A 20,491-nucleotide genomic window follows, 5' to 3' on the forward strand; every position below is an offset into this window, starting at 1 on the left:
TTTACTTGGCTGGACGATGGCTGCGTGCGACATCGAGATGAGCGCAAAGTTTCTCTGCACCATCGAGAATGCGCGGCGTGTGGCGTTGCATGATGTCCGGATTGATATGGAACAGGTTGTCGCGCTTGACGGCGGTCATCCGCGTCCATTTATCCCAGTCGTGCAGCCATTCCGGCTTGGCATCGCCCATGCCGGTTGCGACGATGGCTTCCGGATCGGCCGCCAGCACGGCTTCGACGCTGACCGTCGGCGCCATCTGCGGCAGCTGGCCGAAAACGTTTTCGCCACCGCACAGCGTGATCGCATCGCTGATGATCTGCGGGCCGCCGACAGTCATCAGCGGCGATTTCCAGATCTGATAGAAAACGCGGATTTTCGGCTTGCCGGCATTGGCCTTGCGCAAGCCTTCGAGACGCTTGCGGAACTGCTCTGCGGCTGCATTGGCGGCGACTTCGGTGCCGGCCAGCTGGCCCATGCGGATCAGTTGGTCGGCGACATTTTCCATTTTGTTCGGTTGCGAGACGTAGACCGTCAGGCCGAGCGCCCGGAGTTTGTCGACCTGCGTCAGGTTGTTGCCGCTTTGCCAGGCCAGCACCAGATCTGGCTTGAGCGCCGCCACCGCTTCGAGGTCGATGCGCGAATAGCCGCCGACGCGGGCGACTTTTTTCGCTTCCGGCGGGTAGTCGCTGTAATCGACGGTGCCGACCAGCTTGCTGCCGGCGCCTGCCGCGAAGAGGCTTTCAGCGGCATGCGGCGCGAGCGTCACGATGCGTTTGGCAGGCCCCTTGAGACGCACTTCCTGCCCGGTATCGTCCTTGAAGACCAGATCGGCAGCACTGGCCGGGCTGCAGGCGAGTGCTGCGGTCAACAGGGCAAAAAGGTGGTTTTTCATGCGGCTTTCCAGTCGTTCAGGGCGGCGGCCAGGCGCAGCCACTCGGCTTCATTGGCTGGCAGGCCGAAGCGGAGCAGTGGCTGCTGGTCGAAATGGCGGGTCAAAATGCCGCGCCGGGCGAGGAACTCATGCAGTTCGCCGGTTTCTGCCGCGTTCAGCGTAGCGAACAAGGCTGTGCTGCTGACGTCGCCCAGCGGTGCCAGCAAAGCATGCAGGCGGGCGGCGGCGGCTTGCAATTCGATCCGGGCGTTGGCCTGCCAAGCGGTGTCCGACAAGGCCAGCCGGGCGGCAACGCGCGATGGCCCGGCGACCGACCACGGGCCGATCAGTTCGGCCAGCTTGGCCAGCAGGTCGGGGGCGGCGAAAACGAAGCCGACCCGCGCCCCGGCCAAGCCGAAAAACTTGCCGATCGAGCGCAGCACGATCAGGTTCGGCGCTTCTGCTGTGCCGGCCAGTGCGGTCAGGCTGTCTTCCGGCGTCGGGTCCATGAAAGCTTCATCGACAATCAGCCAGCCGCCGCGCTTTTTGAGCTGGATGGCCGCGTCGACCGCGACATCGCGCGGGTGACGGCCGGCGGTCGGATTGTTCGGATTGCACATCAGCACATACGGTGTGGCTGTGGTCAGGGCGCGCGGCAATGTGGCGTTCTGCAGGAAACGCAGGCGATGGCCGGCGCGTTGCCAGGCGTGCGGATGTTCGGCGTACAGGGGGCTGATGCAGGCGACAACGGCGCGCGGCAGCAAGTGCGGCAGCAACTGGATGGCGGCTTGCGAGCCGGCGACCGGCAGCAGATTGCTGTTGCCGTAATAGGCAGCGGCTGCCGCTTCCAGGCCATCGTCGTTCTCCGGCAGGCGGAGCCAGCAATCGGCCGGCAATTCAGGCACCGGCCAACAATTCGGGTTGATCCCGGTCGACAGGTCGAGCCAGTTGTCGAGTGGGATGTCGTATCGGGCTGCGGCTTGGCGCAGGCGTCCGCCATGCTCAAGCATGCAGGATTCCAATCATGAAAAAGACGGCCAGCCACAGCCACAGGCTGCGTTGGATCAGGGTGATCGCCCGGCCAAGATCGGCGGCCAGAGGGGCCGTCCCGGTGCCGAGCGGCGGGCGGATTTCTTCCTGGCCGTGATACATCGCCGAACCGCCGAGCAGTACGCCGAGGCTGCCGGCGCCGGCTGACATGACCGGCCCGGCGTTCGGGCTTTCCCAGCCCGGCGCCTGGGTTTTCCAGCAGGCCAGCGCGTTGCACGTCCGGCCAAGCAGGGCGTAGGTCAGCGCCGTCAGGCGGGCCGGCAGCCAGTTGAGCAGATCATCGAAACGCGCCGCAAAGCGGCCGAACAGGTTGTAGCGTTCGGTCCGGTAGCCCCACATCGCATCGAGCGTGTTGGCCAGCCGGAAGAGCAGCGCGCCGGGGCCGCCGAGTAGGGCGAACCAGAACAGCGTGCCGAATATTGCATCGTTGCCGTTTTCAAGGACCGATTCGACGCCCGCTTTGGCGATACCGGATTCATCGAGTTGCGATGTTTCACGGGAAACCATCCAGCTGACTCGCGTCCGCGCCTCGTCCAGCCGGCCTTCGCGCAATGGCCGGGCGACCGCTTCGGCGTGTTCGGCCAGGCTTTGCGCACCGAGGGCGAAGTAGAGCAGGGCGATATCGATGGCGAAGGGGGCGTACGGGCGCAGCCAGAAGGCCAGCCCGACCCAGGGACCGACGACCAGCAGCCAGGCGAGCAAGCCGCTGGAAATGTGTCGATTGTTGAGTTTCTTTTCCAGCATCGACGCCAAATTGCCGAAGCCGACCAGCGGATGCCAGCACCGTGGCTCACCGAGTACACGGTCGAGCAGGACGGCGGCAAGAGCAGCCAGCGGCATGGCAAAGGCGTCGATGCTGAGATTCATTTCGGGAAAATGCCCGGTCCCTGAATGTCGGCCTGCATGTCGCGCAATGCTGTGGTCAACGGCTCGTTCTGGCCGGAATCCGTGGCACCCCATTGCTCGAAATAAACCAGGTTCTCGATCGGCAAACGCGGCAGCCAGCCGGCTTTTTCAAGTTCGGGTTTGTCGTGGAAATGGCTGACATAACCAATGCACAGGTAGGCAATCGGCACGATATGGTGCGGAATGCCGAGCGCGTCCTGCAGTTCGGTTTCATTGAAAATGCTCACCCAGCCGACGCCCAGGCCCTCGGCGCGGGCCGCCAGCCAGAGATTCTGGACGGCGCAGACGCTGCTGTAGAGGTCCATCGTCGGAATGTGCGTGCGGCCGATGACAACCGGGCCGGTACGCGTTCGGTCGCAAGTAATGCACAGGCTGATCGGCGCTTCGAGAATGCCCTGCAGCTTGAGCTTGCTGTAGATCTCGCGCTTGCCATCCGGGAACATCTGGGCCGCTTCCTGGTTGGCTTGGTCGAAGATGCCATGCACGCGTTGCTTGACCTCGTCGGAGCGCACGAGCAGAAAGTTCCACGGTTGCATGAAACCGACCGAGGGTGCGTGGTGCGCTGCCATCAGCACGCGGCTGAGCACATCGTCCGGCACCGGCGTCGGCAGGAACTGGCCGCGCACGTCACGGCGGTTGAAAATGGCTTGATAGACTGCGGCCCGATCGGCGTCGGAAAAGGCGGGTGCCATCGGTGTGGCTTGGTTTTCCATGGATTCCCCTTCTGGAAATGAAACAGCTGCCGGGCCTGACAGCCTGCAATTCGTCTCCCGGCCGGTCTTCTGACTTGGATTCAGCCTGGCGATGCGCCTTCCCGGCCGGTATTCCCGTCCAGTGGCCTGATGCATCGCCCGTCATCCTTACAGCGTTGGGCACGTGGCGGATTTGCACCGCCTTCCCGATTCTCCGTCCAGCGTTGGCTGAACGACACCCGGAGACACTTGCCCAAACAAATGGGCGGGGCCGATGGTGCCATAATTACGGACTTTTTTCACATTTGGTCGCTATGTCCTGCTTTTCACTGATGGTCCAGGGGACCACGTCGGATGCCGGTAAATCCACGCTGGTCGCGGCTTTGTGCCGGATTCTCAAGCGCCGCGGGATCAATGTCGCGCCGTTCAAGCCGCAGAACATGGCGCTCAATTCGGCGGTCACCGTCGACGGTGGTGAAATCGGCCGGGCCCAGGCGCTGCAGGCACTGGCCTGTGGCCTGTTGCCGCATACCGATTTCAACCCGGTGCTGCTCAAGCCGACGACCGACAAGAAGTCGCAGGTCATCATCCACGGCAAAGTGGCGATGGACCTCAATGCGCGCGACTACCAGGAATACAAGCCACGGGCGATGCAGGCCGTTTTGGCCTCCTGGGGGCGGTTGACCGCGCAATACGACGCAGTGATGGTCGAAGGGGCCGGATCGCCGGCCGAAATCAACCTGCGGGCGCGCGACATTGCCAACATGGGCTTTGCCGAGGCGGTCGATTGTCCGGTGATCATCGTTGCCGACATTGACCGGGGCGGCGTTTTCGCGCATCTGGTCGGTACGCTCGAATTGCTTTCGCCGTCCGAGCAGAACCGGGTCAAGGGTTTCGTGATCAACCGTTTTCGCGGCGATATTTCGTTGCTTGAATCCGGCCTGACCTGGCTCGAAGAACGCACCGGCAAGCCGGTGCTCGGCGTGCTGCCCTACCTGCACGGCCTGATGCTCGATGCTGAAGATGCGATTGCCACCGCTGCGGTCGACGGTAAAAAAACGGCCCGATTGAAAGTGGTCGCCCCGGCTTATCCGCGCGTTTCCAATCACAACGATCTCGATCCGCTGCGCCTGCATCCGGAGGTCGATTTCCAATGGATCGGCCCAGGCGAAACGCCGCCGGCCGCCGACCTGATCGTCCTGCCCGGCTCCAAGGCCGTGCGGGCCGACATCGATTGGCTGCGCCAGCAAGGCTGGGCGACGGCGATCCAGAAACATCTGCGTTACGGTGGCAAGGTCGTCGGCCTGTGCGGCGGCTACCAGATGCTCGGGCGGATGATTCACGATCCGCTGGGTCTGGAAGGCCAGCCGGGCAGCACACCGGGGCTGGCGGCGCTCGATCTGGAAACGACGCTGGAAACCGAGAAACAGTTGCGCAATGTCAGCGGCCATCTTGCCTTGCCGGGCAATCCGGCGATGACCGGTTACGAAATTCACCTGGGTGTGACACGCGGCGATGGTCTGGGGCAGGCAGCGGTACAACTGGCCGATGGCCGGACGGACGGGGCGGTTTCAGCCGACAACCAGGTCTTTGCCACTTATTGTCATGGCGTTTTCGATCATCCCGAGGCGTTGACCGCGCTACTCGCCTGGGCCGGCTTGCAGGAAAGTGGGCAGGTCGATTTTGCCGCCCGGCGTGAAGCCGACCTCGACCGACTGGCCGATTCGGTCGAAACCGCGCTCGACTGGGAAAAAATGGCGACTTTCCTGCCGCTGTAAGGCGCGATGGCCGGGCTTTGCCTCAGCCGGCCGGCTTGGGCTCTTCGTGGTGAATCCGCTTGAGCGCGACCTGGCGCTGGATCTCGCGGAAATCCATTTCCCGGCCGTGCAGTGCGTAATGTTTGCGGATGCTGCCGAACACCTTCTTGGCATCCGGGCTGCTCATCAGCTCTTCGGTATGGCGGTCGGCCAGTTCTCGATCGCCGACCGAGAGCGCCGCACGCATCACATCGAGTCGTACCGTGGCGGTGAGTTCGGTGGCGAGCAAAGCCGGGCGCAGACCGGCAAAACGCTTCTTGCCGCGATCCGGCGAAGCCAGCGCGAGCAGTGAAGCATAGCTGCCCTGTTCGTTGAGGCTCAGGTTCTGCAATTCCGATTCGCGAATGCCAACCAGCACTTTCTCGGCGGTGATCAGGTCGCCGGCATCGACATAGCTGCGCGCCAGGGTCAGTTGGTCGTCGGCTGAAACGGCGCCGGGCATGGTGTCGTTGGCGATGACATCGGCCATCGCCGCCCGAGCCGCCTCGCTGTCGCCGTTGAGCGTTGCCGCCTCGGCCAGCAGGCGCTTGCGGACATAGTTGCGCGGGGTTTTTTTGGCCACCTCATCGAGCACCTTCTGGGCTTCCTCGTGTTCGCCCTGGGCCATGCAGATGCTGGCCTTGATGTCCGAGGCATCGAAAAAATGCGGTGTACCGGCGACGACGCGATCAATTTCCTCGCGCGCTTCGGTCAGCCGATTCTGTTGGTGCAGCGAGCGCGCCACGCCAGCTCTGGCCCAGGGGAAATCGTAATTTTCCAGAATACGGCGATAAGCCGTTTCGGCCGAGCTTGAATCACCGGTGGCGAGCAGCACTTCGGCTTGCTGGCGAAGAATTTCGAAACGGTAGGGGCGGCCAGCTTCGCTATCGCGCTGCGCAGCCAGGATAGCCAGTGCTTTTTGGTATTCCTGCTGGCGTTTTTCCCGGTAATACGCGGCGAAAAAATCCTTTTTCTGAACAATTCGATTGAGCCGCAAGAGCAGTTTGTCGGGCGAAAAAGGTTTGATGATGTAGTCGTCGGGAACCAGTTCAACCGCAGAAACCACCTGCTCGTAGGATTGTTCGCCGGTCACCATCATGAAAATGGTTTCGTCCGGCAACAGGTTGAAGCGGCGCAATTCTTCGAGCAATTGCTGGCCGGAGCGTCCTTCGCCGAGGATGTAGTCGCAGAGGATGATGTCCGGTACGTTGTTGCGGATGCGGTAGATCGCATCCTGGTAATTCGAGGCGAATTCGACGGCAAAGGCACCGACCGTCTGGGCGATGCTGCGCAGCGCATCGCGGGCCAGCGGCTGGTCGTCGATGACGAGAAAACGCTTTTTGCTGTAATCGCTCATCTACGGAATGAGCAACTCAAAACGTGCGCCGCCCAGCCTGCTGTCGTTGCTCAGGCGCAAGCTGCCATGCCGCTCCTGCCGGGCATGCAGCCGGGCCAGCCGTTCGGCCAGCAGCAGGCCGGTACCGCTGGAAGGTGGGAAATGGGCAAAGCCGGGGCCGTCGTCTTCGACCGAAAAGCGCAGGCCATCGCTGCATTCGCTGGCGGTCAGGCATACTTGGCTGCGGGCAAAGCGGCCGGCATTTTGCACTGCGTTGCCGAGCATGTCGGCGATCAGGTCACGGTCCAGCGGCCAGGCGTCTGGTGCCTGGCAATCGATGTTCAGGGTGATGCCGTTGGCGGCGAGGTGGGCTTTCTGGGCCAGCCCGACTTCGGCACAAAGATCGCCGATGATGGTCGGTACGATGGCCAGTTGGGCACCGTGGCGGAGCAGCCGGTAGCTGGCGAGTGTCCGCGACAGGCGCTCGGCGGCCGCTTCGATGGCGTAACGCGCCTCGCCGAGGTCGATGCGATGTTCGGCTTCGCGGGCGGCAATCAGCGCTTCGGCGACGAACAGCTGATTTTTGGTGTCGTGGATGCCGGAGGCCAGAATGTCGAGCAAGCGCTGCATGGTTCCTCCGAAGCATCAAAGAGTGAAGAATAACCCTACTTTAGTGATAGTGGCAGTCCGGCTGCAACCAATGTGACGCGGTCGCAAACAGCGGCAACGCGTTGGTTGAGGCGTCCCTGTTCATCGGCGAACAGTCGGGAAACCGGATGCATCGGCACGATGCCCCAGCCAACTTCGTTGGAGACGAGAATGATGCGCCCGGGCAGGTCCGGCAGGCATTCGATCAGGCTGGCTGTTTCGCCATCGAACAGCGGACAGTCGATGGCCTGGCCGGCTTCGGCCTGAGTGCCAGCCTGGCCGGCAAAAAGCAGGTTGGAAAGCCATAGTGTCAGGCAGTCGACCAGGATGCAGGTATCCGGTGCTGCCAGCTCGCGCAAACGGCTTGCCAGGTGAAGGGTTTCTTCGGCACAACCCCATTCGGCCGGGCGACGGGCGCGGTGATGGGCGATGCGGCGCGACATTTCACCGTCACGGGGTTCAGCCGTGGCCAGGTAGACGACCTTGAGGCCCGATTCGGCTGCCCGTTTTTCGGCGAGAATGCTTTTGCCCGAACGGGCGCCACCAAGAATGAGTTCTTTCATGGTTGGCACTTTAGGTGATTGCGCCGGGTCGCCGCAAGCCGGATAATTCCGCCCGATTCGATGTAACGGAACACGGTGCAATTCCGTGGCGGGCCCGCCGCTGTAATCGGGGACGGATGTCGCGACAAACCACTGCCTATGGGGAAACAGACCCGGCGGGAAGGTGCGGCAAACGGCTGATCCGAGAGCCAGAAGACGTATCGAGTCAGTTTGGGCTGGAAGCCTGTGGACAGGGCTTCGTGGCGACGTTTTTGCGAGCGTTGCCGCGAGGCCCTTTTGCTTTTTCGAACAGAAAGAATCGGATGCATTCAAAATTCAATATCACTCGCCCCGACCAGGGGCTGGCCGTTACGCTGCAACACAAAATCGACCAGAAAACCAAGCCGCTTGGCGCGCTTGGCCAGCTTGAAACGCTTGCCAGGAAAATCGGGCTGATCCAGCACAGTCTGACGCCGCAGCTCACGCAGCCGCAGATGCTGGTTTTTGCCGGCGACCATGGTGCGGCCAAGGCCGGTGTGTCGGCTTTCCCGCAGGAAGTGACCTGGCAGATGGTCGAAAATTTCCTGGCCGGCGGTGCGGCGATCAATGTTTTTTCCCGCCAGAACGGTATGGCGCTTTCCGTGGTCGACGCGGGGGTGGCCCATGAATTCGGCCGTCGTCCGGGTCTGATCGACGCCAAGGTCGCCGCCGGAACGGCCAGCTACATCGATGAGCCGGCAATGACCCTGGCGCAATGCGAAGTGGCGATTGCCAGCGGCGCCGAGATCGTGCGCGGTCTGGCGGCGGGCGGCTGCAATGTTGTTGGCTTCGGCGAAATGGGGATCGGCAACACGGCATCGGCGTCGCTGATTACACATTGTCTGACCGGGGTTTCGCTGGCCGAGGCGGTTGGCCGTGGCACCGGGCTGGACGATGCCGGCCTGGTTCGTAAACAGGCTTTGCTGGACAAGGCGCTGAGTCGTTACCGGGCCACCGGAGGCAGCGACGAAGCGCTCGCCGTGCTGGCCGAATTCGGGGGTTTCGAGATCGCCATGATGGTTGGCGCCATGCTGGCGGCGGCGGAAGCCAAAATGGTGTTGCTGATCGACGGCTTTATTGTCAGTTCGGCCGCGTTGACCGCAGCAAAGCTTTTCCCGGCATTCACCGATTACTGCATTTTCTGCCATCGCTCGGCCGAGCCAGGGCATCAGGCCCAACTGCGCGCAATGCAGGCCGAGCCTCTGCTTGATCTCGGCTTGCGGCTCGGCGAAGGTACCGGAGCGGCGCTGGCTTATCCGCTGGTCCGTGCGGCGCTGGCTTTCCTCAATGAAATGGCCAGTTTCGAGTCGGCCGGCGTGTCCGAGCAGGAATAAGCCCCGATGTTGAAGCGTGAGCTGGAATATTTTTTCGGGGCTATCCGTTTTTTCACCCGGCTGCCGGTACCCGGCTGGGTCGGGCATTCGGCGGAAGCACTGAATTCAGCAGCGCGCTATTTCCCTGCCGTCGGCCTGCTGGTCGGCGGCATCGGGGTGCTGGTTTATCTCGGGGCTGCCTTGTTCTGGCCCAAACCGGTGGCTGTCCTGCTGTCGATGGTGGCGACGATTTATGTGACCGGGGCTTTTCATGAGGATGGCCTGTCCGATACGGTCGATGGCCTGGGCGGCGGTTGGGAAAAGCAGCGCATTCTTGAAATCATGAAGGATTCGCGGGTCGGAAGTTATGGCGTGGTGGCGCTGGTTCTGGCCTTGTCTGGCAAATTCACCCTGCTTGTCGCGCTGGACGATGCCCTGCTGCCTTGGGCTTTGCTGGCCGGGCATGCCATTTCACGCTTTTGCGCGACTTCCCTGCTGGCAAGCATGGATTATGTCCGCGACGATGCGCTTTCCAAGGCCAGGCCGCTGGCAAATCGCCTTTCCTGGCCTATTTTGTTGATGGCCGCGGGGTTTGCCCTGCTGCCGTTGGCCGGGCTGCCGCCGGTCAAGGCGGTGGCCGGGTGTTTGCTCGCCGCGCTGGTGACGGCTTGGCTGTCACGGCTTTTCATGCGCTGGCTGGGCGGTTATACCGGTGACTGTCTCGGTGCCACCCAGCAATTAAGTGAAATTGCGTTCTATCTTGGCTTGCTGGCGTTGTTGCCGGTCTGAGCGGAGGGTGATGTTTCATGCAATCGGCTTATGTCGTTCGGCTTTGCTGTTGTGCGACAATATGACGAAAGTTTTGTTAGTCGATCGTGATGTTCGGACAGGGCGGGTTTGGCATGCATAAAAATTACGATGCGGTAGTGTGGGACCCTGCCATGAGCGTCGGGCAGCCGCGTCTGGATTACGACCACAAGCTGTTCATCGGTTTCTTCAATGAAATGATGGCGCACGCCGATGCCGACGTTCATTCAGAATTCATCTCCGGTTTTCTCGACAAATTCATGCGCTATGTAGGCGCTCATTTTGTTGAGGAAGAACGCTATATGACCGATATTGCGTATCCCGGCGCCGAGGAGCATCGCCGTTTGCACAATGAAACGGTCGAGCAGCTGACGCATATTTTCGAACTGACCATTCTTGGCGAGCAGCGCGCCGTCAGCATGCTGGTCGACTTCATCGTGCAGGGTTACGAACATCATCTGCTGGTCGAGGACCGCAAACTGGCCGAGTTCGTTCGTCTTCGTTCGCAGCCGATCCGCTACGCCTGAACCGTGAAGTTTGCGTTGCCGGGATGATTCTTCACCTCGTTCGTCATCCGCGGCCACGGGTCGAGGCCGGCATTTGCTACGGTCAACTCGATCTGGTGGCCGAAAATGTCGAGGCGGCCGCTGACGCCTTGCGTCCCCGCCTGCCGCCCGGTTTGCCCGTCTGGAGTAGCCCCTTGCAGCGTTGCCGGCATTTGGCCGAGGCACTGCATCCCGCGCCCCGGCTTGATGCGCGGCTGGCCGAAATGAATTTCGGTGCCTGGGAAGGTCGACCGTGGGATGCCATCCCGCGTCAGCAGATCGATGACTGGGCGAGTGATGTGGCGCACTATGCGCCGCCTGGCGGCGAGTCGCCGCAGGCGCTGCAGGACAGGGCGCTCGACTTTGTCGCCAGCCTGAGCGAGCCTGAGGCCGTGCTTGTCACGCATGCCGGCGTGATTCGGGTGTTGCTGGCGTATTGGCGGAATTTGCCGCCGGAACGCTGGAGTGAACTGGTTTTTGACTACGGATCGCTGACGACGGTCGACGTCCCCCGGTAAAATACCGGGATGCAAATATTCAATCCTCTGGGCGATGCCGTGCCGCTCGGCGAAGTTCGTCGGGCACTGGTTATCAAGCTGCGCCATCACGGCGATGTGCTGGTCAGTTCGCCGGTATTTTCGGTGCTCAAGGCGCATGCGCCGCAGGTCGAGATCGATGCGCTGGTTTATGCCGATACGGCCGAGATGGTGACCTTGCATCCGGCAATCGCGCGAGTTCACACCATCGACCGCAAATGGAAGAAACTCGGCATCGTCGGTCAGAGCAAGGCCGAACTGGCGCTCTACAACGCGCTCAAATCCCGTGGTTACGACCTGATCATCCACCTGACCGAACATTGGCGCGGCGCCTGGCTGTGCCGCCTGCTCAAGCCGCGCTGGTCGGTCGGGCCGTCGGTCGGCGGGCGCAGCAAGCGCTGGAAGCAGAGTTTTACCCATCTCCAGACGGCACCGCGCAATGCTTTTCGCCATATGGTCGAGGCCAATCTCGACGCCCTGCGCCGGATCGGCATTCAGCCAGCCCCTGAAGAACGACGCATGTGCCTCATTCCGGGGCTGGCGGCTGAAGCCAGTGTGGCGGCGCATTTGCAGGGATTCGGCCTGAAGGGTGGCGATTTCATCCACATTCACCCGGCCTCGCGCTGGTTTTTCAAATGCTGGCCGGTTGACCGCATGGTTGCACTGATTACCCGTCTGCAGGTCGAGGGTCATGCGGTGGTGTTGACCGCAGCGCCGAGCAAGGATGAACAGACCATGCTCGATGCGATCCAGGCCGGGCTGGCGCAGCCGGCTTTCAGCCTGTCCGGCGTGCTTTCGCTCAAGGAGCTGGCGGCGCTGACCCAGGCTGCGAAGCTGTTCATCGGCGTCGATTCGGCGCCGATGCACATTGCCGCAGCCGTGGGCACACCAACCGTCGCGCTGTTTGGTCCTTCCGGCGACAAGCAGTGGGGGCCGTGGGGCATTCCCTTCCGTGTTGTCAGCAGCACCCAGCATCCCTGTCGGCCATGCGGTATCGATGGCTGTGGCGGCGGCAAGCTCAGCGATTGCCTGGTCAGCCTGGGGGCGGATGAAGTGCTGGCGGCAGCTCACGAATTGCTCGCGCTGTGAAGATTGCCATCGTTCGTCAACGTTACAACCCGTTTGGCGGGGCCGAGCGCTTTGTCGAACGGGCCTTGGCGGCGCTGGCGGCCGAAGGGGCGGAAGTCACGCTGATCACGCGCAGTTGGGATGGCGCACCACGCGAAGGATTTCGCCAGGTGACCTGCGACCCGGCGTATTCCCGCTTGCTGGGCGGACGGGCGGCGCGCGACCGCAGTTTCGCAGCAGCGGCGCAGCGCGAGATGGCGGCGGGGGGATTCGATATCACCCAGTCGCACGAGCGCGTTCCCGGCTGCATGATCTTTCGGGCCGGCGATGGCGTGCATGCCGCATGGCTGGTTCATCGGGCGCGAATCCTCGGGCCACTGCAGCGCCTGATACAGCGTTTTTCGCCGTATCACCGTTATGTTTGCGCGACGGAACGGGCGATGTTCGAACATCCGGCCTTGCGCAGCGTGATCTGCAATTCGCAGATGGTGGCCGATGAAATCAGCCGTTTTTACGGCATCGACCGCAGCAAGCTCGCCGTGATCTACAACGGTGTCGATACCGCCGTCTTCCATCCCGGGCTGGCTGACGAATTCCGCAGCGCGACCCGCGCCGCAGCCGGCATTCCGCCGGATGCACCGGTTCTGCTTTTTGTCGGCAGCGGTTTTGAACGCAAGGGTGTGCCGCAACTGCTGCGCGCCTTCGCCGCGACGCGCAATCCGGCGGCGCATCTGGTCATCGTCGGTGCCGACCGCAAGCTCAAGGCCATGCGGGCGCTGGCCGCATCGCTCGGGCTGGGCGGTCGGGCCCACTTCACCGGGCCGCTCAAGGATGTTCGCCCGTGGTACGGCGCAGCCGACGGTTTTGTCCTGCCGACGCTGTACGACCCCTGTCCGAATGCGGCGCTTGAGGCGCTGGCCTGCGGCTTGCCGATTGTCACCTCGACAACCTGTGGCGCTCAGGAGTGGGTGCAGGCCGGCGTGAATGGCTGGGTGGTCGATGCCGTTGATCGGGCCGAACTGGCTGCCCGACTCGACGACCTGTGCGCATTGGCCGGCGATCAGGCAGCGCGTGCGGCGGCCCGAGCCAGTGTCGAGGCCCTGACATTGCCGGCGATGGCCGACCGGCTGCTCGCCCTTTACCGTTCGCTCAGTCCCGCTCCGGTCGGGCAGGTATAATCACGGGTTCTACTTTTCGCATCAGGGATTTGCATGGCCAGTGACATGACCAGTCGTCAGCTTTACCTCCGGCTGTTGACCTATGTCCGCCCCTACTGGAAGGCGTTTGCCGCCGCGCTGGTAGCGATGGGTTTGTCGGCCCTGGCCGAGCCGGTGTTCCCGGCGATGATGAAAAAGCTGCTCGACGACGGTTTTTCCGCCGCCGCCGGGCCATGGGACTGGCTGCTCTTTCCAGCGGCGATCATGGGCATTTTCCTGGCCCGCGCTGTTTTCGGCTTCATCGGCGAATACGCCATGAGCTGGGTGTCGAACAATGTCATCACCGAACTGCGCCAGGCGATGTTCGCCCGCATGGTCCGCCTGCCGACCAAGTATTACAGCGACAATCTCTCGGGCCGCCTGATGTCGCGCATTGCCTATGACGTGGCTGGTGTGGCCGGTGCGGCAACCAACGCGCTGACCTCGCTGATCAAGGATTCGCTGGCCATCGTTGGCCTGATGGCCTGGCTGCTCTACCTGAACTGGCAGTTGACGCTGATCACGCTGTCGGTTGTCCCGTTCATTGCCTTCGTCGTGCGCTTCTTCAGCAAGCGCCTGCGCAGCGTAGCCAAGGGCCAGCAGGAATCGATGGGCAAGATTACCCAGGTGCTGCAGGAAACCATCGAAGGCCACAAGGTGGTCAAGATTTTTGGCGGCCAGACCTACGAGGAAGCCCGTTTCTACAAATCGGTCCGTGAGCAGCGCCGGCTGGCCATGCGGGCGACCATGGCGGTTGCCGCACAAAGTCCGATCGTCCAGTTCTTCGCTGCATCCGGCGTGGCAATCATCATGGGCGTTGCGCTCAAGCAGGCTTCCGGCGACCAGACGACGGTCGGCAGTTTCGTTTCCTTCATTACCGCGATGCTGATGATCCTGCCGCCGCTGCGCCGGATCACCGACGTCAATGCACCGATCCAGCGCGGCCTGGCCGCCGCCGAAAGCGTCTTTTCGCTGATCGACGAAGAGGCCGAGGAAGACAAGGGGCAGATTGATCTCGGGCGGGCTCAGGGGCTGGTCGAATTCGACAAGGTCAGCTTCACCTATCCTGGGGCCGAGCGTCCGGCGCTGGATGGCGTTTCACTGACAGTGCGGCCGGGCGAGTGCGTTGCGCTGGTCGGGCCTTCGGGCAGCGGCAAGACGACAGCGGCCAACCTGCTGCCGCGTTTCTACCAGATTGATGCCGGTGAAATCCGCGTTGACGGCCACGCCATCCAGGACATCAAGCTCGATAGCTTGCGCGACAACATTGCGCTGGTCAGCCAGGATGTCGTGCTGTTCAACGACACGCTCGGCGCCAATATCGCCTATGGCGGCAAGCACGATGCGACGGTCGAGGAAATTCGCGCCGCAGCCAAGGCAGCGCATGCGCTGGAGTTTATCGACGCGCTGCCCGAGGGGTTGGAGACGATGATCGGCGAAAACGGCGTCAAGCTGTCTGGCGGTCAGCGCCAGCGTCTGGCCATTGCCCGCGCCATCCTGAAAGATGCGCCGATCCTGATTCTCGATGAAGCGACGTCGGCGCTCGATACCGAGTCCGAGCGCCATGTCCAGGCGGCCCTTGACGAGCTGATGCGGGGGCGCAGCACACTGGTCATCGCCCATCGTCTTTCTACCGTCGAGCGGGCCGACCGGATCGTTGCGCTGGCCCACGGCCACAAGCAGGAAGAGGGTTCGCACGCCGAATTGCTGGCTCATGATGGCCTGTATGCCCGTCTGTACCGGATGCAGAAAGCGGAAGAGAGCGCCGTCTGATGCGCATTCTTCATACCGAGTCGTCGAAGGGTTGGGGCGGTCAGGAAAACCGCACGATGAACGAGCTGGTCACGATGCGCGAGCGTGGCCACAAACTGGCCGTGGTCGGCCGGCCGGGCGCACGCATCCTGGATCGGGCGAAGGAGGCGGGATTCGCCACTTTCACGGTCGACATGCGTGGCGCAATCGATTTGCCGGCGATCATCAAGCTGCGCCGGGTGATCCGCGAATTCGGCGCCGATGTGGTCAATACGCACAGCGGTCGCGATACCCAACTGGCTGGCATGGCGGCAAAAACGCTGGGTCGGCGCCCACGCATTGTGCGTACGCGGCATCTGGCGCTGCCAATTACCTCGAAATTTACCTACAGTATCCTGCCCGACCAGGTTGTCACCGTTAGCCGCTTCGTCGAGCGTTACCTGGTCAGCGCCGGCGTGCCGCAAGCCAAGGTATGCACCATCGCCACCGGCGTCGATTTCGGCCGTTACCAGCCGTCGACCGCAGGCGGTACCTTGAAGGCCGAGCTGGGCTTGCCGCCCGAGACCTTGCTTGTTGGCACCGTGGCCATCCTGCGCGCCAAGAAGGGGCATGCCGAGATTCTCGATGCCGCGCCGGCCGTGCTTGCCCGTTTTCCCGAGGCGCATTTCGTTTTCGCCGGCGATGGTCCGCAGACTGATAATTTGAAGGCGCGCATTGCCGCCGAGGGCTTGTCCGGGCGCGTCCATTTGCTGGGTCTGCGCCGCGATGTGACCAATGTGCTCGAATCGCTCGATCTCTTCGTTCTGCCGACACATCAGGAGGCGCTGGGTACGGCCTTCATCGAAGCCGCTGCGCTCGGTGTGCCGGCGATTGGCACGAATATCGACGGCGTGCCGGAAATTGTCCAGGACGGTTCGACCGGCCTGCTCGTCCCGCCGCATGACGGCAAGGCGCTGGGCGAGGCGATCATCAGTCTGCTCGCTGCGCCGGAGCGACGCGCCGAGATGAGCCGGACAGCCAGCGAATTCGTCCGTCGCCAATTCTCGCGCGAAAAAATGGCCGAAGGCATGGAAGCGCTGTACCAGCGCCTGCTGGACGCCCGATGAGTTTCAGCCAGCCGTTGCCGGTGCTGATGTATCACCACATCAGTCCGAAGCCCGGACTGGTCACCTGCTCGCCGGAAAATTTCCGGGCGCAGATGCAGTGGCTGGCGAAAAATGGCTGGACGACGCTGTCGACCGCAGCATTTGCCGACGCCGTGGCCAGCGGCCGGGTGCCGAAGAAAAGCGTGTTGGTGACGTTTGACGACGGCTATCTCGACAATTGGGTTTATGCCCATCCGGTGTTGCAGGAGTTTGGCCTGCAGGCAACGATCTTCCTGATCACCGGCTGGATCGGCGACGGGCCGCAACGTCCGCACGCTGGTCACCCCAATATTCCCGATGTGCCGACCCACAAGCAGGCGATGGCTGCGGCAGCCGAGGGTAAGCTCGATACGGCTTTCCTGCGCTGGTCCGAAGTCGAGGCCATGCGTGCTGCCGGCACAGTCGAGTTTCACTCGCATACCCATAGTCACACCCGCTGGGATCGCAAGATTGCCGATCAGGCCGAGCGCGATGCTGCATTGGCCGCGGATCTTGCCGTTTCACGTGAAACGCTGGCGGCGCGCTTGGGTGAGGCCAGCCCGCAGCTGTGCTGGCCGCAGGGCTATTACGATGCCGCCTACCAGCGCATTGCCCGGGCGGCCGGTTTTACGCATTTGTACACTACCGAACATGGTGTCGCGCGGCGTGACGTCGATCCGGCCCGGATTCCCCGTCTCGTCGCCAAGGACAAGCCGGCCGGCTGGTTTGGCCGGCGCATGATGATCTACGGCAATCCACTGCTCTCGGCCCTGTATCTCGGCCTCAAGTCGGACAAGAAGAGGCACTGATGCGCCTGCGTCTGCGCGAACCCCTGCTTTACCGCTGGCTGCGCCTCAAGCGCGCACTGGATCGACGGCCGCGTCCGGCAGAGGCGCTGGGAACGCCAGTCATCAAGCGCATCCTGGCTATTTCGTGCACGGCGCTGGGCGATACGCTGCTGTCCACGCCGGGCTTGCGTGCCCTGCGTCAGAGCTATCCGCACGCCCACATCACATTGCTCATTCATCCCGCTCTTCAAGGCTTGTTTGCCGGCTTGGCCGAGGTTGATGAACTGATTCCCTACGATGGCAAATGGCGTGGTTTTGGCCGGGTGGCAAGACAGCTCAAGGATTACGATCTGGCGGCCATTTTCCACGGCAACGAACCGCAGGCGACACCGCTGGCCTACCTGTCGGGGGCCCGTTACATCTTCAAGCTGCCGAACAATAACCGTTGGAATTTCCTGCTCAGCAACCGCGAACCGGTCGTTGGCTGGGATGATTTGGGGCATGGCATCGAACAACGTCTGGCGGTGGCCCGGCTGGCCGGTGCGCAAGGCGATTTTTCCCCGCGCATGACGGTGCCGCTGTCGCCGGCCGGCGATCTGGCCCTGGCCGATGCCTTGGCCGAACGTGGCTGGCAGGCGGCGACCATCGTTGCCTTGCAGCCTGGCGCATCGACAATGAGCCGGCGCTGGCCGCGCTCGCGTTTCATCGCTGCGGCGGTGGCGCTGAGCCGGAAATATCCCGAATTGCGCTTTGTCGTGACCGGCTCGCCGGCCGAAGCGGCACTGTGCCAGGAAGTGGCAGCCGGCATCGAGGCAGCCGCGCCCTTGGCCGGTGGCGTACGTGCCTGGGCCTCAGCCGGACAGTTGCCGCTGATCGCCTTGCCGGCCCTGCTTAAACGGGCCAGCCTGCTGGTGACTGGCGATACCGGCCCGATGCATCTGGCGGTGACGGTCGATACGCCTGTCGTGGCCTTGTTTGCCGTGTCCGATCCGGCCCGCTCCGGTCCGGGCTACGATCCGGAAAAGCATCTGGTGATCCGCAAGTGGCGTACTTGCGATCCCTGTCAGTCCAAGAACTGTCCTTACGCCGAACCGCTGTGCATGGACAACATCTCGGTCGATGAGGTGATTGCCGCGGTCGACACGATTCTGAGCCGGAAATCCGCATGACCCATCCGAAAAAAATCCTTCTGCTTGATACCGGTAACGAATGGGGTGGCGGGACCAACAGCATGATCGAGCTGCTCAAGCGTCTCGACCGCGAGCAATTCGCCGTGACTTGCTGTTTCTACAAGGATTACCGCAAAGGTGGCGAAGGGCGGCTGTTGTCCGAGGAATTGGCGGATATCGGCATTCCGTTGATCATCCTGCCCACCCGCCCGCAGCCTCTGTGGGCCAAGTTGGGCAAGGAACTGATGCGGGGTTTGTTTTCCTGGTCGGCCCGGCTGAAAAAGCGCAGCGTACGGGCGATCGACCGGCGCTGGCGCATGGTGCCGCGCGGTGCGGCCTTGCGAAAAATCTTGCTGGAGGGTGGCTTCGACCTGCTCTACATGAACAACCAGCCGTCCACCAATCTTGAAGGTTACCTGGCGGCTGGGCCGATCGGCTTGCCGATTGTTCAGCACTGCCGGGTACAGCCGGAATTGCTGATCGAAGAGGCTGAGGTGGTCAATCGTCTGGTCAGTCGCATCATTTGCGTTTCGCACGGGTCGGCTGATGTGATGGCGGCCTGCGGCGTTGAACGCAAGCATATTACGGTGGTTCACAACGCGATCGATCATCGCCGGCCGATGCCCGCACCGATCGAGCCGGATTCGTCGTGGACCGGGCTGGTGATCGGAACGGTGGGTCGATTGACCCCGCTGAAGAGTATTCCGCATCTGATTGAAGCCGTTGCCCAGTTGAAGGCCGAGGGGCTGGAGGTGACTTGCCTGATTCTGGGGGAAGGGCCCCAGCAGGCCGCGTTGCAAGCTTTGGCCGCCGAGCGGCAGGTTGCCGGGCAGGTCAGGTTTGTTGGTTTCCAATCCTTGCCGCTGGCCTGGGTGCAACGCATGGACGTTTGTGTCCTGTGTTCGAGCAATGAGGGACTGCCGCGTGTCGTGCTCGAAGCGATGCTTTCCGGGAAGCCTGTCGTCGGTTCCGATGTCACTGGGACTCGCGAACTGGTGGTCAATGAACAAACCGGGCTGCTTTATGGCTACGGCGACATACCGGCGCTGACCGCTGCCTTGCGTCGCTTGCTGTCCGATCCGGCCCTGCGCGAACGGATGGGGCAGGCCGGATATCAACGTGTCGTCGAACATTTTTCGATCGAAGCCTACGTGGCCGGTGTTACCCGCGTGTTGACCGAGGCGATCCGGTGATTTACCTGCTGCTCACCTGGCTGGCTGCACCCTGGCTGTGGTGGCGTGCTTCGCGACGGAACAAAAATGAAATCCGGCGCGTGCTGGTCATCCAGACCGCCAAGATTGGGGATTTTGTCGCCACGACGCCGGTTTTCAGTGCCTTGCGCAGCCGTCTGCCGCAGGCGGAAATCGTCGCCTTGCTGCATTCGGTCAATGTGCCGCTGGCCGAAGGGCTGAACAGCATCGATCGAATTGTTACCCTGCCGCCTGGCGGCTACAAAGGTTGGGCCGGCAAGCGCTGGCTGTTGGGGGTGCTGGGCGAAGGCTACGATGCGGTGCTGGTGCTCAGTCCCAACCTGACCAACCTGCTGGTCCCCTTCTGGGCTGGCGTGCCGCGTCGGGTTGCGGTGCTGGCCGACCGGCGCCAGGGAAGTGCTCGTCTGGCCTGGCCATTCCTGACGCACGGCGAAGCTCATCGATCCGGCGCCCTGTTTCGGGAGACGGCAGTGCGGGCGTTGTCCGGTGTCGGGCTGGTCGTCGATGCTCCTTTGCTCAATCTGCCAAATAGTGTGGCCGTTTTGGCCGCTGGCGAAGTACGCCGGCAGGCGTTGTTCTCCGGGGTGCAGCAGCCTCTGGTCGGTCTGGGGCTGGGGGCGGGTAACCGAATGAAGGCACTTGAGGCGCCCCAGTTGCTGGAATTGGCACGGGGAATTGTCGAGCAGACGTCAGCCAGCCTTGTTTTAATCGGTACTGCGGTCGACCAGCCGATTGCCGCTGAATTGACTGCGGCATTGCCGGCCGGCCGGATCATCGATACGACCGGGCAATGGAATCTGGCCGAACTTCCGGCGCTGTTGGCCGGACTGGATTGCTTTGCCGGGGTCGATTCGGGGGCAACTTACATGGCTGATGCCCTGGGCGTACCGGTGGTCGATTTCATGGGGCCGGCCGATGCCGATGATCAACGTCCGATCGGTGCTCGCGCCATTGTTATTTTGAGCGGCGAAGCCTGCGCCCCCTGTTCGCATGCCTTTGATGCGCCGTATCGCTGCCGGCTGGGTAGCCGGGCCTGTATCGTCAATGCACCGCTTGCCGCTATCATAGCGGCCGTTGTCAAAACCCTGCGGTGACCGGTGTC

The 20,491-nt window shown here is 62.6% G+C and carries 20 protein-coding genes and 2 riboswitches; of the genes, 13 read left to right on the forward strand and 7 right to left on the reverse strand.

Annotated features, from left to right (window positions below; genetic code table 11):
• Position 1 precedes the first annotated feature (1 nt).
• From GBK02_RS02420 to bluB, 4 genes are read right to left on the reverse strand one after another with little or no spacing between them, the layout of a single operon-like run.
• Positions 2-892, reverse strand: coding sequence for a cobalamin-binding protein (locus GBK02_RS02420; RefSeq protein ID WP_203468193.1), 891 nt, complete (start codon positions 890-892; stop codon positions 2-4).
• On the reverse strand, positions 889-1,881 hold the full coding sequence (gene cobD, locus GBK02_RS02425; RefSeq protein ID WP_203468194.1) for a threonine-phosphate decarboxylase CobD: 993 nt from the start codon (positions 1,879-1,881) through the stop codon (positions 889-891). Before cobD ends, GBK02_RS02420 begins: the two co-directional genes overlap by 4 nt.
• Positions 1,874-2,788 carry an adenosylcobinamide-phosphate synthase CbiB gene (gene cbiB, locus GBK02_RS02430; protein ID WP_203468195.1) on the reverse strand — a complete coding sequence of 305 codons (915 nt, stop codon included), beginning with the start codon at positions 2,786-2,788 and terminating at the stop codon, positions 1,874-1,876. The genes cobD and cbiB overlap by 8 nt, the downstream gene beginning before the upstream one ends.
• Positions 2,785-3,540: a 5,6-dimethylbenzimidazole synthase gene (bluB, locus tag GBK02_RS02435; RefSeq protein WP_203468196.1), complete on the reverse strand. Its 756-nt coding sequence runs from the start codon at positions 3,538-3,540 to the stop codon at positions 2,785-2,787. The genes cbiB and bluB overlap by 4 nt, the downstream gene beginning before the upstream one ends.
• A gap of 41 nt (positions 3,541-3,581) precedes the next feature.
• A riboswitch (cobalamin riboswitch) is annotated at positions 3,582-3,777 on the reverse strand.
• Positions 3,778-3,833: 56 nt separating this feature from the next.
• On the opposite strand from bluB, the gene GBK02_RS02440 reads away from it, so the two are divergent.
• Positions 3,834-5,297, forward strand: a complete 1,464-nt coding sequence (locus GBK02_RS02440) for a cobyric acid synthase (protein WP_203468197.1) — start codon at positions 3,834-3,836, stop codon at positions 5,295-5,297.
• A 22-nt stretch (positions 5,298-5,319) separates the two neighbouring features.
• On the opposite strand, the gene GBK02_RS02445 is transcribed toward GBK02_RS02440, so the two are convergent.
• The 3 genes from GBK02_RS02445 to cobU are packed head-to-tail and all read right to left on the reverse strand — an operon-like array spanning position 5,320 to position 7,862.
• Positions 5,320-6,672: a response regulator gene (locus tag GBK02_RS02445; protein WP_203468198.1), complete on the reverse strand. Its 1,353-nt coding sequence runs from the start codon at positions 6,670-6,672 to the stop codon at positions 5,320-5,322.
• A complete protein-coding gene (locus tag GBK02_RS02450) occupies positions 6,673-7,281 on the reverse strand; it encodes a sensor histidine kinase (RefSeq protein WP_203468199.1) in 609 nt (202 codons plus the stop codon).
• Between the two features lie 35 nt (positions 7,282-7,316).
• On the reverse strand, positions 7,317-7,862 hold the full coding sequence (gene cobU / locus GBK02_RS02455) for a bifunctional adenosylcobinamide kinase/adenosylcobinamide-phosphate guanylyltransferase (protein ID WP_203468200.1): 546 nt from the start codon (positions 7,860-7,862) through the stop codon (positions 7,317-7,319).
• A 41-nt stretch (positions 7,863-7,903) separates the two neighbouring features.
• Positions 7,904-8,082, forward strand: a riboswitch (cobalamin riboswitch).
• An 82-nt stretch (positions 8,083-8,164) separates the two neighbouring features.
• On the opposite strand from cobU, the gene cobT reads away from it, so the two are divergent.
• From cobT to GBK02_RS02515, 12 genes are all read left to right on the forward strand, one after another.
• The gene (gene cobT / locus GBK02_RS02460) at positions 8,165-9,214 is read left to right on the forward strand and encodes a nicotinate-nucleotide--dimethylbenzimidazole phosphoribosyltransferase (protein WP_203468201.1); all 1,050 of its coding nucleotides are present in this window, start codon (positions 8,165-8,167) and stop codon (positions 9,212-9,214) included.
• A gap of 6 nt (positions 9,215-9,220) precedes the next feature.
• Positions 9,221-9,982 (forward strand): adenosylcobinamide-GDP ribazoletransferase, encoded by a 762-nt coding sequence (locus tag GBK02_RS02465; protein WP_203468202.1) that lies wholly within the window; start codon positions 9,221-9,223, stop codon positions 9,980-9,982.
• Between the two features lie 152 nt (positions 9,983-10,134).
• Positions 10,135-10,527 carry a bacteriohemerythrin gene (locus GBK02_RS02470; protein ID WP_203468203.1) on the forward strand — a complete coding sequence of 131 codons (393 nt, stop codon included), beginning with the start codon at positions 10,135-10,137 and terminating at the stop codon, positions 10,525-10,527.
• A 23-nt stretch (positions 10,528-10,550) separates the two neighbouring features.
• A complete protein-coding gene (gene cobC / locus GBK02_RS02475) occupies positions 10,551-11,063 on the forward strand; it encodes an alpha-ribazole phosphatase family protein (protein WP_203468204.1) in 513 nt (170 codons plus the stop codon).
• Positions 11,064-11,072: 9 nt separating this feature from the next.
• Positions 11,073-12,170, forward strand: coding sequence for a putative lipopolysaccharide heptosyltransferase III (gene rfaQ / locus GBK02_RS02480; RefSeq protein WP_203468205.1), 1,098 nt, complete (start codon positions 11,073-11,075; stop codon positions 12,168-12,170).
• On the forward strand, positions 12,167-13,327 hold the full coding sequence (locus GBK02_RS02485; protein ID WP_203468206.1) for a glycosyltransferase family 4 protein: 1,161 nt from the start codon (positions 12,167-12,169) through the stop codon (positions 13,325-13,327). The genes rfaQ and GBK02_RS02485 overlap by 4 nt, the downstream gene beginning before the upstream one ends.
• Before the next feature lie 33 nt (positions 13,328-13,360).
• Positions 13,361-15,118 carry a lipid A export permease/ATP-binding protein MsbA gene (msbA, locus tag GBK02_RS02490; RefSeq protein ID WP_203468207.1) on the forward strand — a complete coding sequence of 586 codons (1,758 nt, stop codon included), beginning with the start codon at positions 13,361-13,363 and terminating at the stop codon, positions 15,116-15,118.
• A complete protein-coding gene (locus GBK02_RS02495) occupies positions 15,118-16,203 on the forward strand; it encodes a glycosyltransferase (protein ID WP_203468208.1) in 1,086 nt (361 codons plus the stop codon). Before msbA ends, GBK02_RS02495 begins: the two co-directional genes overlap by 1 nt.
• Entirely contained in the window at positions 16,200-17,030 is an 831-nt protein-coding gene (locus GBK02_RS02500; RefSeq protein ID WP_203468209.1) for a polysaccharide deacetylase family protein, read from the forward strand. Before GBK02_RS02495 ends, GBK02_RS02500 begins: the two co-directional genes overlap by 4 nt.
• Entirely contained in the window at positions 17,030-18,178 is a 1,149-nt protein-coding gene (locus GBK02_RS02505) for a glycosyltransferase family 9 protein (RefSeq protein WP_203468210.1), read from the forward strand. The genes GBK02_RS02500 and GBK02_RS02505 overlap by 1 nt, the downstream gene beginning before the upstream one ends.
• Complete coding sequence (locus tag GBK02_RS02510) at positions 18,175-19,371, forward strand: glycosyltransferase family 4 protein (protein WP_203468211.1); 1,197 nt, start codon at positions 18,175-18,177, stop codon at positions 19,369-19,371. The genes GBK02_RS02505 and GBK02_RS02510 overlap by 4 nt, the downstream gene beginning before the upstream one ends.
• On the forward strand, positions 19,368-20,483 hold the full coding sequence (locus GBK02_RS02515) for a glycosyltransferase family 9 protein (protein ID WP_203468212.1): 1,116 nt from the start codon (positions 19,368-19,370) through the stop codon (positions 20,481-20,483). Before GBK02_RS02510 ends, GBK02_RS02515 begins: the two co-directional genes overlap by 4 nt.
• The last annotated feature ends 8 nt before the right edge of the window (positions 20,484-20,491 follow it).

This window comes from Dechloromonas sp. TW-R-39-2 (genome assembly GCF_016864195.1).
GTDB lineage: Bacteria > Pseudomonadota > Gammaproteobacteria > Burkholderiales > Rhodocyclaceae > Azonexus.

Excerpts from the sequence above, each read along its gene's own strand:
- GBK02_RS02420 (WP_203468193.1), bottom strand. The coding sequence starts at position 892 with ATGAAAAACCACCTTTTTGCCCTGTTGACCGCAGCACTCGCCTGCAGC.
- cobD (WP_203468194.1), bottom strand. The coding sequence starts at position 1,881 with ATGCTTGAGCATGGCGGACGCCTGCGCCAAGCCGCAGCCCGATACGAC.
- cbiB (WP_203468195.1), bottom strand. The coding sequence starts at position 2,788 with ATGAATCTCAGCATCGACGCCTTTGCCATGCCGCTGGCTGCTCTTGCC.
- bluB (WP_203468196.1), bottom strand. The coding sequence starts at position 3,540 with ATGGAAAACCAAGCCACACCGATGGCACCCGCCTTTTCCGACGCCGAT.
- GBK02_RS02440 (WP_203468197.1), top strand. The coding sequence starts at position 3,834 with ATGTCCTGCTTTTCACTGATGGTCCAGGGGACCACGTCGGATGCCGGT.
- GBK02_RS02445 (WP_203468198.1), bottom strand. The coding sequence starts at position 6,672 with ATGAGCGATTACAGCAAAAAGCGTTTTCTCGTCATCGACGACCAGCCG.
- GBK02_RS02450 (WP_203468199.1), bottom strand. The coding sequence starts at position 7,281 with ATGCAGCGCTTGCTCGACATTCTGGCCTCCGGCATCCACGACACCAAA.
- cobU (WP_203468200.1), bottom strand. The coding sequence starts at position 7,862 with ATGAAAGAACTCATTCTTGGTGGCGCCCGTTCGGGCAAAAGCATTCTC.
- cobT (WP_203468201.1), top strand. The coding sequence starts at position 8,165 with ATGCATTCAAAATTCAATATCACTCGCCCCGACCAGGGGCTGGCCGTT.
- GBK02_RS02465 (WP_203468202.1), top strand. The coding sequence starts at position 9,221 with ATGTTGAAGCGTGAGCTGGAATATTTTTTCGGGGCTATCCGTTTTTTC.
- GBK02_RS02470 (WP_203468203.1), top strand. The coding sequence starts at position 10,135 with ATGAGCGTCGGGCAGCCGCGTCTGGATTACGACCACAAGCTGTTCATC.
- cobC (WP_203468204.1), top strand. The coding sequence starts at position 10,551 with ATGATTCTTCACCTCGTTCGTCATCCGCGGCCACGGGTCGAGGCCGGC.
- rfaQ (WP_203468205.1), top strand. The coding sequence starts at position 11,073 with ATGCAAATATTCAATCCTCTGGGCGATGCCGTGCCGCTCGGCGAAGTT.
- msbA (WP_203468207.1), top strand. The coding sequence starts at position 13,361 with ATGGCCAGTGACATGACCAGTCGTCAGCTTTACCTCCGGCTGTTGACC.
- GBK02_RS02495 (WP_203468208.1), top strand. The coding sequence starts at position 15,118 with ATGCGCATTCTTCATACCGAGTCGTCGAAGGGTTGGGGCGGTCAGGAA.
- GBK02_RS02500 (WP_203468209.1), top strand. The coding sequence starts at position 16,200 with ATGAGTTTCAGCCAGCCGTTGCCGGTGCTGATGTATCACCACATCAGT.
- GBK02_RS02505 (WP_203468210.1), top strand. The coding sequence starts at position 17,030 with ATGCGCCTGCGTCTGCGCGAACCCCTGCTTTACCGCTGGCTGCGCCTC.
- GBK02_RS02510 (WP_203468211.1), top strand. The coding sequence starts at position 18,175 with ATGACCCATCCGAAAAAAATCCTTCTGCTTGATACCGGTAACGAATGG.